This is a genomic window from Bacillus sp. BC08, from assembly GCF_054326875.1.
The window spans coordinates 67,355-79,688 of the sequence record NZ_JBTGPA010000037.1 but is presented as its reverse complement, the minus strand read 5'-3'; the positions used below and the strand labels follow the sequence as shown (position 1 = coordinate 79,688).

Genomic DNA, 12,334 nt, shown 5'->3' with positions numbered 1-12,334 from the left:
ATCACTACGTTCTGTAAATCGTAAATACAGCTGTTTCTTTATCTTTTTCGTCTAATGCTAATCCGAACATGAGGTCCTGCTCTTTTAACGTACGATTCAAACTATCAACGACTTTATACAAGTCAGACGAATATTTAAGACGCGTCGTTGATAGGACTTCGATTTTCTTATCCATGAAAAAACTCCTCCGTTACACAAAAATTTCTAATTATAGAAGAACGCAATGCGGTTACAATAAGAGTACATTCTTTACAACCCCTGCTTCATCACCCATCTATTATAGCAGGACATGTACTGCAAAAAAAGGTTTCAAGTCGAAAACCAATACATTTTGTATACAAGAAGTAAGAAAAATAAAATTCCTCCTACCCACATTTTTTACGCCTGAAGTTTAAATGTACTTCAGGCGTATTTTTCTTCCAATTTTATTCAGTTGGCCGTTCTTTTAATTGTTCTAACAATTCTTCTAAAGGGCCTTCATAAAGCGGGACAGTTGGGATTGATTGTAAAAAACGTTTCCCATAAGAAGCGCTTGTCAAACGACGATCTAATACAAATACCGTTCCGGTATCTGTACTTGTTCTAATCAGACGACCAAATCCTTGTTTGAAACGCAAAATCGCTTGCGGGAGTGCTAACTTAGCGAATACGTCTTCTCCTTGATTTTTTAACCACTCTCCTTTTGCTTCCATCATCGGTTGATGAGGAGGCGTAAAGGGAAGCCGGACAATAATAAGACAACTAAGGGCATCCCCAGGTATATCTATCCCTTCCCAAAAGCTACTTGTTCCTAACAAAATCGATTTGTCGAACTCTTGAAATTTACGAATGAGACGACTTCGGCTCTTATTATTCACACTTTGCGTTAATAATAAATAACCTTCTAATTCCTCATCATTTTTCAAATTTGTATACGCTTCTTTCAACATTTCATACGAAGTAAATAAAACGAGCATTCTACCTTTTGTAGCTTTCGCTATTTTTGCAATATGGGCCGACACAGATCCAATATATTCTTCATTACTTGCTTGCTTAATAAACGGCACATCTGTTGAAACCATTAATTTCATCTGTTCTTCAAAACGGAATGGTGACGGGACCTGTAATGTATTTGGAGCAAAATCATGTAAACCAAGCTCCTCTTTTATATAGTCAAATGAATCGTTTACTGTTAACGTTGCTGATGTGAAAATAACACTCTTTTTCTGTGTTAAAAATTCATCTGCAAACCTTTCACCAATATGAACAGGTTGTGCATATAAAACTGTTGAATGAATTGTCCCCTTCGTTTCAGTCTCCATCCATGTCACGTATGAATTTTTTTCTAAAATGAGTAATTGTAAAGATTGTTCCATCTTTCTCAACAACTCAATTAAATGCATAAATTCACCTGTAACAACATGCATCTCCCATTCTAATTTACTTTGCAATATGTCAACTTGCTTCTCAAGTGTAGTCAACAATTTTCTTACATCGTATACAAAACGATTTGTTAACTCGGTAATGCTATCCCATAACTTACCTTTTTCTACTTCCGTGTTGTATCGATAAATTAGTGGCATATTGCTTATCCCTTGTTCCTGCTTTGTTTGTTTAAAGATGAAAGCACGTAACATTTGGAATAGCTCATCCGCATCAAATTTCAATTCCTTTAAACTATGACTCACCATACGGAAAGTTGAACGAGAGGCTTGCTCTGATTTTTTCATCATTTTATATACTTTAGAAAGTACATCATCTGTTTCTAGCGTACCAAGTCGAGATAACACTAGCTGGAAATACATACAGGAGAACTGTTCACCTAATGTTTTACTCGCCGCTTCCTCAATATGATGAGCTTCATCAAAGATAATATGTTCACATGAAGCAAAAAGTGGTTCTTCACTTGAAAAATCTTGAAATAATAAAGCATGATTTGTAATAACGATATCGGCAAATAATGCTTTATTCTTTGCTCTTTGATAAAAACAACGACTATACCAGTTGCTTTGCATCCCGCCTGGACTATGTACATCACTACAAATACGGTTCCAAAGTAACTTTCCGCCCTCAGGAATATTTAACTCATCCCGATCACCAGTTTCTGTTTGCAATAACCATACTAAAATCTTTGCTTTTGTGAGCGCCATATCATAATTTTTCTCTTCCTCTTGCAAAGCATATTCAAATTTATGTAGACAAAGATAATGCTTTCTTCCTTTCAAAAGAGCTACTTCAAATGAAAATGGCATTATTTTCTGTAATAATGGAATTTCTTTTTCTAATATCTGTTGTTGCAGTTGTACTGTTTGGGTACTAATGATGACAGGTTCTTCTTTTTTCGTTGCAAAATAAATACTTGGAAGTAAATATGCAAGAGTCTTTCCTGTTCCTGTTCCTGCCTCAATTAGTGAAAACCTAGAATCTCTTAGTGCCGTATATATTTCCTTCATCATAATCTGTTGGCTTTCTCTTTTTTCAAACTTTGGCATATTCAATGCAAGTTTATCGATTGTTTTATACAAGAAAGCATCAAATTTAGATGAACATGTTTCACTGAGATTTAAAGAATAATTCCGCTTTCGAAGCGCAATATTTCGATACACTTCATACCCCTCAGCCGCTTTTTTACCATGCATCATTTTCTTTAAAATATTTTCAGAAAGTACATCCGCTATATCACTTTGAAAAACATCGCTCAATTCGTAGAGCGATTGCAAGGTGACAAGTGGTAACTTTTCAATTTCATTTAAAAATTGTAAAAACAATTCAGCTGTTGCAAGAGCATCACTATCCGCACGATGCGGTTGATCGTGCTCTAGTTCATGTTGTTTAGCTAAATCACGTAATTTATAACTATCAGCCGTCGGCAAAAGAATTTGTGCCAACTCAACTGTATCAACTTTAGGACAATGTACTTCTGTATATCCAGCCTGCCTTAATTCTTCCGTTAAAAAATTCCAATCAAAGTGAACGTTATGTGCAACGAAAGCTGCACCTTGTAATAGCTCAACAACCATCGGGGCTACATCTTGAAATAACGGGGCTTGCTTAACCATACTCTCATCAATCCCTGTTAACTCTGTAATAAATGGCGGAATCTCTCTCTTCGGATTAATAAAAGATGAAAAAATCTCTAATATCTCTCCATCTTCCACTACAACAGCTGCAATTTGGGTAATTTTATCCTTCCCATCCTTCCAGGAGTTCCCTGTCGTCTCTAAATCCACAACGACATAACGCTTACTCATATATGTAACACCTCAATTTCTTACCTATCAAACACAAAATTATATAATGTTACTATACCACGTTTTATCTCATCTTAATGAAAAGATGCACAAAAAAGCTATCTCCGTAATAGAGATAGCCTTCTTACTTATAATATCGTACCCGCTTTTTCAGCACCTAACATTTCAATAATTTGATTCTCATCGTCTAATACTGCAATTTTCGGCGCTTGTTTATGAATATTTTCTTCTGCCACTAAACCGTAGCAAATGATAATAACTTTATCCCCTGGCTGTACAAGCCTTGCAGCTGCACCATTTAAACAAACAACACCGCTACCACGTTCGCCCTTAATAACATATGTCTCTAATCGAGCACCATTATTATTATTTACAATTTGTACTTTTTCATTTTCTACAATATTTACTGCATCCATTAAATCTTCATCAATTGTAATACTACCTACATAGTTTAAATTTGCTTCTGTTACTGTTGCGCGATGTAACTTCGCTCTCATCATTGTGCGAAACATAGATGCTCCCCCTTATTTTACCGTTACTGTTATATTGTCAATTAATCGTACATTCTCAAATTTAACTGCGATTGCTAAAATAATTCGCCCTTCAATTTTATCTATTACTTGTAGTGAAGGATAAGCATATAAATCAGCATAATCTACAGTGCCTTTCGTATACGTCTCAATATACTCTTTCACGAGATTTGTAATGATTTCTGCATTACGCTCGCCCGCCTCAATTCTTTCTTTTGCTATACATAGACTGCGGTATAAATGAGGAGCCTCTTCACGCTCTTCTTGTGATAAATACACGTTACGAGAACTTTTCGCTAATCCATCTTCTTCTCTTACAATATCTACTGGTACGATCGTAACCGGAATATTAAAATCAGCGACAAATCCTTCAATGACAGCAACTTGCTGTGCATCTTTCATACCGAAATAAGCACGCGTTGGCAATGTAATATTAAATAGTTTCATTAGTACAGTCGCAACACCAGCGAAATGACCAGGTCTTTGTTTGCCACATAATACATCGGTACGCTTCACAACTGCTACTGTTGTCGTTTGTTCTGCTGGATACATTTCTTCTACGCCCGGATAAAATAAATAATCTACACCGTTTTCTTTTGCTACATTTTCATCTCTATCAATATCACGAGGGTATCGATCTAAATCTTCATTCGGTCCAAACTGTAGCGGATTGACAAATACGCTTAAAACTACAATTTCATTTTCTGCTCTTGCCTTACGTAATAAAGTCGCATGACCTTCATGTAAATAACCCATCGTTGGAACAAAACCAATACTTTTTCCACTTGTACGAAGTTCGTTTGTAATTTGCTGCATCTCTTGCACTGTAGTTACGATTTTCATTATTGTTTTCCTCCGTATAACGCTAAGCATTCTTCCTCTTTCATTGTGAATGAATGTTTTTCTTCTGGAAATTGCCCTGTCTTTACTTCCGTAACGTATTGTGAAATCCCTCGCACAATCTCCTCTTGAACAGACGTATATTGCTTCACAAATTTTGGAACACGATTTACGCCGTATGAGATAAGATCATGATAAACAAGTACTTGCCCATCTACTTTTTTCCCTGCTCCAATTCCAATTGTTGGAATTGTTAGTTGCTTCGAAATTAATTCTGCTAACTGCATTGGCACGCATTCTAACACAAGCGCTATCGCACCAGCTTCCTCACATCTCTTCGCATCTTCTATTAATTTTTTTGCACTTTCAGCATCTTTTCCTTGTACTTTATACCCACCTAGTACTCCTACAGATTGAGGAGTTAAGCCTAAGTGCGCCACGACAGGAATTCCCGCGTTCGTCAAGTAATGAATTGTTGATACTACTTCCCCTGCACCTTCTACCTTCAATGCATGAGCACCACTCTCTTGAACGATGCGGCGTGCATTCACCATCGTATCTTGAGGCGACACATGATACGACATAAATGGCATATCAGTTACAATAAACGTCTCTTTCGCTCCTCGGCGTACAGCTTTCGTATGATGAATCATATCCTCTACTGTTACAGGTACTGTTGAATCGTATCCGAGCACCACCATCCCAAGGGAATCTCCAACTAGAATCATATCAACTTCAGCTTCTTCTGCTAATTTAGCAGATGGATAATCATACGCCGTTAGCATCGTAATCGGCTCACCTTGCTCTTTCATCTTCAAAAAATCTGTTTTTGTTTTCAAAAACTACTCCTCCTTTATGCAGGAGAGAGGAGATGGCCGAAATCATATAAAAAACCCCTCTGGCCATAAAAGGGCAGAAGGGTTGTGTGTTAGTCGGCATTATTCATCCCTCTGTCCCAGTCCGTTATTGGATCAAGGCAGAATCCAAGTTATTATTTTTTCGTATTGCTTCGAATCATGGTGCAGTTCGCTCTGATACTGCCCACATTCGAACTAATTATAGCAAACTCCAAAACGGGATTACTACATTTTTTTGAAAAAATAATTTTTATTCTCATTACGGTATGTGAAATTTTTTATAAATAACTCAAACATAGAAAGATAAACCTTTAGCCTCGAATAACTCTTAAACTAATGATGCAGGTTAATGGAAGAACATACTTAACAAAAGGAGAATTGCGAATGTCTATGAACAAATGGTTATTTCGATTCAGCGGTCTGCTTGTGGTGATTGTAGGGGTGATAACGTTTAACTCCTTCCATGCATTTGCCTCAGTTAACGCCGTAACACAACCTATCGATTCAACGAAAATAATTGAGGTTGAATTAAACGATGATTACTTTCAGCCAAACGTCATCACGATTCCAATTGAAGAGTCAACAACATTATTATTAAAAAACAAAGGTAAAAATGAACACACCTTTACAGTGAAGAAACTTGGCATTGACGTCGTAGTCGAGTCAGGAAAAGAAAAAAATATTACCGTGAAACCTAAAAATACTGGTACATATGAATTAATATGCCGGTACCATCTTCTTAAAGGAATGGAAGGCAAAGTAATTGTCAAATAAAGTGAAACTTTAATCAGTGGGGGTTCTCTTCATCCCCCACTGATTATCAGCCCTCACCAATCGGACTTTAATGGGCAGCCCGATCCCCACCTAATTTCTTTGCTTTCGCTGAATTTTGAGGTGGGGGGCTTACTGCCCATTAAAGCGGGATAAAAAGAAGTTCCAAAAAGGAACTTCTTTTACTTAATTTCGATATCCGCAGAATGAATGTGATGTACTTTCCCTTCATGATCCTCCAGAAGCAATACACCATCCTCTGTAATCCCTTTTGCTACCCCTATAATTGTCTCTCTCATCGTTCGAGCGGTAATTTCTTTCCCGATGCTCACAGCGTAACTTTCCCAAAGAATTTTAATGACAGAGAAACCATTTTGTAAATACTCTTCATATAATTTTTCTAGTTGTAAAAAGATTTGTTGCATAAGCTCTGCACGAACAATTGGCTTACCGGACTCAATCGTTAAAGAAGTAGCAATATGCTGAATCTCCTCATCAAAATGTTCTTGTTTTTGATTCGCATTAATACCAATACCCATAATGACAGCATTAATTTTATCAGGGTCCGCCTGCATTTCTGTTAATATACCTACAGCCTTTTTACCTTGAATTAAAATATCATTTGGCCATTTTATTCCTACGTTTACACCTGTGCATTTTTCAATTGCTTGTGCAACACTAACAGCCGCTAATAAAGTAAGTTGTGGTGCATGATGAACCGGGATTGATGGACGTAAAATAATACTCATCCAAATTCCTGTTCCTTTTGGTGAATACCATTTCCTACTTAAACGGCCTCTGCCCGATGTTTGTTCTTCTGCCACAACAATGGTGCCTTCTTCTGCACCTTCATAAGCAAGTTTTGCTGCAATATGCTGCGTAGATTCAACAGATTCTTCAAAATATACCGTTCTACCAATATGTTTCGTTTGTAACCCTAACTGAATTTCATTAGCAGTTACTTTGTCTGGCTTACCCGCAATGCGATAACCTAATCGACGCACAGCTTCAAGTTCATATCCCTCATTCCGAAGGTCCTCCATATGTTTCCACACAGCGGTTCTTGAACAACCAAGTTTATCACTAATCGTTTGGCCAGATACAAACGCGCCATCCGCTTCCGAAAAAACTTGCAATAACTGCTTTCTTATAGTAGATTGCATTCTTGCAGCCACTCCCTTATACACTCTTTCTCATTAACTACTTTTCCTTGTACGATTGCTTCTTCAATTTTTCGAATCATTTCAGCAACCCATGGACCGGGCTTTTTATTTGCCCAGTTTAATAAATTATTCCCAGTCACATTCATTTCTTGGCGACTCTTGATTGGCAATGCTTCAAACAACGTTTGTACTCGTTTAACAGATGTATGATCATAGCTTTCAATCATCGCTTCATATACTCTTTCGGCCATTTCAGCGATATGAATTCCCGTTTTATAAAGAAGGACTGTATCCCAATCCTTCTCCTTTCTCGTATGAATTGTTAATAAAACTGCGACGATATCTTTTATTTTTTTATTCGAAAACTTCCATTGACGTAAAAAGACAGATGGATGCTCTTCTCCGATACAATATAAGAAGAATGCCCATGCCTCAATGTCCGTTTCAAAAGAATCCCAGTTATACTGCGTAGCTCTTAATAATCTCTCTTCTGACATTTGTAAATATGGCAGATGAGAAAATAGCTTCGTTTCTACTAATTCTTGCAAGCCCTTCACACAATATGTACCAGTTAACAGTTTCTCAAATTCCACTGTAATTCGCTCAATTGCAATATGTTCTAGTAAATGTCCATATGTTTCAATTGCTTGTTTCGTTTTCATTTCTAAAGAAAAACCTAACGTACTTACGAAACGAATACCACGCATCATTCGCAGGGCGTCTTCTTGAAAACGATCCGCAGCATTGCCAACTGTCACAATTTCTCTCTTTTGAATCGCTTCCTGTCCAGCAAATAAATCAACCATTTCGCCTTCTTCTGTCATCGCAATTGCATTCATTGTGAAATCACGACGTTTTAAATCCTCTTCTAATGAACGAACAAATTGAACACTACTAGGTCTTCGAAAATCTTCATATTCGCTCTCTGTTCGAAAAGTGGTCACCTCATAAGGTTCACCATTTTCTACCACAATTACAGTTCCATGCTCAAGACCAACAGGAACATGTCTTGGAAATATAGCCATCACTTCTTCTGGTAAAGCAGATGTCGCAATATCAATATCTCCAATCGGCCTATCGATAATAAGATCTCGTACGCTTCCACCGACAAAGTAGGCCTCATGTCCTTGTTGCTTTAAAGTCTCAATAATAGAACTAGCTTTTTTAAATCTTTTCATTTTTGTCATCCCTTAGTACATCATAGTAAATCGTTTCATATTGTGAGACGATTTTTTCAGAGCGGAACTGCTCGTAAACACTTGCTCTTGCTCGCTCTCCCATATTACGGTGAAATTCTTCATCCTTTAATAGCTGAATGGCTTGATTTGCCACTCCTGCTGGATTGCCAACTTCACATAAATATCCTGTTTCACCATGTTGAATGACTTCTGGAATACCTCCAACCCTTGTTCCAATACAAGGTACACCACACGCCATCGCTTCTAATAAAACAAGACCAAAACTCTCCTTCTCTGATAGAAGCAACATTAAATCACTCATCGCAAGTAGCTCTGCAACATTATCTTGCTTTCCTAAGAATAAGACGCGATCTTCAATATGTAAATTTTTCACTAACTGTAGAATCGTGCAAAATTCTGGTCCATCTCCAACAAGAAGCAACTTCGCATCTACTTCTGTAACAATTTTAGCAAATGCCTGAACAACATCTTGCACACGTTTTACTTTACGGAAATTTGAAATGTGAATTAATATCTTTTCACTCTCACTTATACCGTATTCTTTCTTTAATTGAGACATATCACGCTTGAAATATACACGCTCGTCTATAAAGTTATATACCGTTTGAATGTTTTTATTTGGTTTTACAAGCTCATGCGTTTCGCTAATCAATGAATGCGAAACAGCCGTCACAACATCAGATTGCTCAATACCAAAACGAATTAAATTATTTAGCGAAGGGTCGGAACCTAACACAGTAATATCTGTTCCATGTAAGGTTGTAACAATTTTAATACGCTCTCCAATCATTTGTTTTGCTAAATAAGCACAAATTGCATGTGGTATTGCGTAATGCACATGTAAAATGTCTAGGTTTTCTCTTTGTGCAACCTCTGCCATTTTACTCGCTAACGCTAAATCATATGGTGGATATTGAAATACAGAGTATTGATTTACCGTCACTTCATGAAAATAAATGTTTGGATACACTTTATTTAACCGGAATGGTAAACCCGATGTAATAAAATGTATTTCATGCCCGCGTTCCGCTAATTGCTTTCCTAATTCTGTTCCAACAACCCCAGAACCACCTACAGAAGGATAACATGTAATACCTATTTTTAATTTCATTTACATCCCCCTATTAAATCAGCATGTAATAAAACCGGTTTCTTACTCATAAATCCCTCGGCATATAAGACTCCAACTTCTTTTCCAAACATTTTCTCTCGAGCGACCACAGTTTCAACATAACCTTCTGTTAACGGCGTTTTCACACCATCACCCCCTGTTGAAAACTGACTTTCATAAGCTTCTAATGCCTCCACTTTTATAGAAAGGTACTCACTTATATCTATACAAAAATTCGGTTTATGAAAACCATTAATCATATAATGATAAAAAGACTCCACACGATGTGGTGGAACCTCTGGCATATATTTACGAATTCCCGCTGAAAAAATAGCTTCTTCCACAAGTTTCGCACAATTTGCATGATCTGGATGACGATCTTCATAATACGGCGCAAAAACTAGTTTTGGTTTATATGTACGAATCACCTTTACAATTTCACGTATATACTCTTCTTTCATATACAAACCACGGTCTGGCATCGCTAAATTCAGTCTCGTTTTTACTCCCATTATACGAGCTGCCGCCTTTGCTTCTTCTTTTCTCAACTCTATCGTTCCATTAGAAGAAAGATCAGCCTCTGTTAAATCACAAATACCTACTTCATACCCTTGTTTCGTATATTTTGCAATGGTACCAGCCATGCCGATTTCAACATCATCGGCATGAGCACCAAACGCTAATATATGTAATCCACTCATAATTGTTCCCCTCATTTTCTTAACTTGCGGTAATCTAAATCTCCTCGCTCTAATGCGTGCATTAACATTTCAGCACTTGCCATATTCGTTGCAAGTGGAATCGCATATACATCACATAGACGAAGCAATGCATTTACATCTGGTTCATGTGGCTGAGCAGTTAGTGGATCCCGGAAAAAAATCACCATATCCATATCATTTTTTGCAATCATTGCACCAATTTCTTGATCGCCACCAAGAGGACCCGATTGATATCTTGTTACAACTAAGCCAGTCGCTTCCATAATACGAAGTCCTGTCGTTCCCGTTGCAAATAATTCATGTTTTTCAAAAATTGGTTTATATGCGTATGCAAACGAAACCATGTCATTTTTCTTTTTGTCATGTGCGATTAAGGCAATTTTCATCCGTTGTCTCCCCTTTAGTCGATAATATTTTCTAACCCGTACACAAGATGATCTAGATTCATTACTGTATCAATTGATAGTTTTACACCAGACATAAATGATGCACGATTGAATGAATCATGGCGAACCGTTAACATTTGCCCATCTCCACCAAACATTACTTCTTGGTGTGCAATAAGTCCTGGTAAACGTACACTATGAATGTGAATGCCGTCTACATTTGCACCACGAGCTCCTTCTAGTTGCTCTACTTCATTTGGATGACCTTGCTGCTTTGATTCACGGTTTTGACGAATTAATTCTACTGTTTTTACCGCTGTACCAGATGGTGCATCTAATTTTTGATCATGATGCAATTCAATTACTTCAACATCTTGGAAATACTTCGCTGCCATTTGTGAGAATTTCATCATAAGAACTGCACCAATTGCAAAGTTTGGAGCGATAATAGTTCCTACTGCTTTTTCTTTTGCAGTCTCTGTTAATTGCTTTAGTTCTTCTTCTGTAAATCCAGTTGTACCAATAACAGAACGAAGTCCACGCTCAACTGCAAGTGTAACGTGTTGTTTCCCAATTTCTGGCGTTGTTAAATCTAACAACACATCAGCTTCTACTTCTTCTAAACAAGTATGTAAATCTGCGTAAATCGGTGCATTTATCGCTGGCATGCCTGGTAAATCAGAAATTTTCTCTCCGCCATGCTTATAATCTACTGCTGCTACTAAATTAAAATGTTCCGTTCTTTCCATAAGAAGGACTGCTTCATGTCCCATACGTCCTCTTGGTCCAGCGATAATTACTTTAATTTCTTTCATTATTCTTTCTCTCCCTCATCAATACGTGTCCAGCGATCTTTATCGCGAGTATTAAATTTATTCATTACAATGTTATGTGCTGTTTCTAAATCAATATTTAAACTATTTGCCATACAAATCATAACAAATAATACATCTCCAAGCTCTTCTTCAACACTACGTTCTTTTTCAGTTTTTTTCTTCGGTTTCTCACCATAATAATGATTAACCTCTCTTGCAAGCTCCCCCATTTCTTCCGTTAAACGAGCCATCATTGCAAGTGGACTGAAATAACCTTCTTTAAACTGACCAATATATGCATCTACTTCTTTCTGCATATCCTTCATCGTTTTCGCTTCCATACAACTCACCTCTAATCCTTCCTCTTTCATGTTAGCCAATTCATCGCGATTTGACAAATATTATTCCCCGCCAAACACCTATTTGCTACCCTTTTTTGGATACACTATAATAAAGTGAAACTTCTTTTGCATGCTTTTCGCAAAAGATTAGTTGAACCAATCGGGTTTCTACGGCTGGTTTGCCCTCCTTCAAAGCTTTATCCCCTACCAGCCGTTGGAACGGGGTAAAGTGAAACTTTCTTTTGCGATTTTTGCAAAAGATCAGCCCGAACCAATCGTTTTTTATAGCCTGCACTATTTTTACTAACAACTAGAAATTACTTATCATTATGTTTTACCGTATCAGCGGAGCAATGCAATCTACATAAT

Annotated in this window: 13 protein-coding genes; 1 reads left to right on the top strand and 12 read right to left on the bottom strand. The window is 37.2% G+C overall.

All coding sequences use genetic code 11. The features are described 5' to 3' along the window. Positions 1–4: 4 nt before the first annotated feature. From ACXVYO_RS24070 to panB, 5 genes are all read right to left on the bottom strand, one after another. Entirely contained in the window at positions 5–175 is a 171-nt protein-coding gene (locus tag ACXVYO_RS24070) for a YpmA family protein (protein WP_061679511.1), read from the bottom strand. 250 nt (positions 176–425) lie between these two features. Continuing rightward, positions 426–3,230, bottom strand: coding sequence for an ATP-dependent DNA helicase DinG (gene dinG / locus ACXVYO_RS24065; protein ID WP_458468681.1), 2,805 nt, complete (start codon positions 3,228–3,230; stop codon positions 426–428). A 128-nt stretch (positions 3,231–3,358) separates the two neighbouring features. Beyond that, on the bottom strand, positions 3,359–3,742 hold the full coding sequence (gene panD, locus ACXVYO_RS24060; protein ID WP_061679513.1) for an aspartate 1-decarboxylase: 384 nt from the start codon (positions 3,740–3,742) through the stop codon (positions 3,359–3,361). 12 nt (positions 3,743–3,754) lie between these two features. Next, complete coding sequence (gene panC, locus ACXVYO_RS24055; RefSeq protein WP_458468680.1) at positions 3,755–4,603, bottom strand: pantoate--beta-alanine ligase; 849 nt, start codon at positions 4,601–4,603, stop codon at positions 3,755–3,757. Continuing rightward, positions 4,603–5,439 carry a 3-methyl-2-oxobutanoate hydroxymethyltransferase gene (gene panB, locus ACXVYO_RS24050; protein ID WP_000853116.1) on the bottom strand — a complete coding sequence of 279 codons (837 nt, stop codon included), beginning with the start codon at positions 5,437–5,439 and terminating at the stop codon, positions 4,603–4,605. Before panB ends, panC begins: the two co-directional genes overlap by 1 nt. A gap of 402 nt (positions 5,440–5,841) precedes the next feature. Here panB and ACXVYO_RS24045 point away from each other — a divergent pair, with 402 nt between their 5' ends. Beyond that, the gene (locus tag ACXVYO_RS24045; RefSeq protein WP_458468679.1) at positions 5,842–6,231 is read left to right on the top strand and encodes a cupredoxin domain-containing protein; all 390 of its coding nucleotides are present in this window, start codon (positions 5,842–5,844) and stop codon (positions 6,229–6,231) included. 179 nt (positions 6,232–6,410) lie between these two features. Here ACXVYO_RS24045 and ACXVYO_RS24040 read toward each other — a convergent pair whose 3' ends face one another. The 7 genes from ACXVYO_RS24040 to ACXVYO_RS24010 are packed head-to-tail and all read right to left on the bottom strand — an operon-like array spanning position 6,411 to position 11,965. After that, on the bottom strand, positions 6,411–7,391 hold the full coding sequence (locus tag ACXVYO_RS24040) for a biotin--[acetyl-CoA-carboxylase] ligase (RefSeq protein WP_458468678.1): 981 nt from the start codon (positions 7,389–7,391) through the stop codon (positions 6,411–6,413). After that, positions 7,376–8,569: a CCA tRNA nucleotidyltransferase gene (locus tag ACXVYO_RS24035; RefSeq protein ID WP_458468677.1), complete on the bottom strand. Its 1,194-nt coding sequence runs from the start codon at positions 8,567–8,569 to the stop codon at positions 7,376–7,378. The genes ACXVYO_RS24040 and ACXVYO_RS24035 overlap by 16 nt, the downstream gene beginning before the upstream one ends. Further along, positions 8,556–9,701 carry an N-acetyl-alpha-D-glucosaminyl L-malate synthase BshA gene (gene bshA, locus ACXVYO_RS24030; protein WP_458468676.1) on the bottom strand — a complete coding sequence of 382 codons (1,146 nt, stop codon included), beginning with the start codon at positions 9,699–9,701 and terminating at the stop codon, positions 8,556–8,558. The genes ACXVYO_RS24035 and bshA overlap by 14 nt, the downstream gene beginning before the upstream one ends. Then, a complete protein-coding gene (gene bshB1, locus ACXVYO_RS24025; RefSeq protein ID WP_458468675.1) occupies positions 9,698–10,402 on the bottom strand; it encodes a bacillithiol biosynthesis deacetylase BshB1 in 705 nt (234 codons plus the stop codon). The genes bshA and bshB1 overlap by 4 nt, the downstream gene beginning before the upstream one ends. 11 nt (positions 10,403–10,413) lie before the next feature. Further along, the gene (gene mgsA / locus ACXVYO_RS24020) at positions 10,414–10,809 is read right to left on the bottom strand and encodes a methylglyoxal synthase (protein ID WP_000684760.1); all 396 of its coding nucleotides are present in this window, start codon (positions 10,807–10,809) and stop codon (positions 10,414–10,416) included. Positions 10,810–10,823: 14 nt separating this feature from the next. Then, a complete protein-coding gene (dapB, locus tag ACXVYO_RS24015) occupies positions 10,824–11,624 on the bottom strand; it encodes a dihydrodipicolinate reductase (RefSeq protein ID WP_458468674.1) in 801 nt (266 codons plus the stop codon). Next, complete coding sequence (locus tag ACXVYO_RS24010; RefSeq protein WP_458469139.1) at positions 11,624–11,965, bottom strand: nucleotide pyrophosphohydrolase; 342 nt, start codon at positions 11,963–11,965, stop codon at positions 11,624–11,626. Before ACXVYO_RS24010 ends, dapB begins: the two co-directional genes overlap by 1 nt. Between the last annotated feature and the right edge of the window lie 369 nt (positions 11,966–12,334).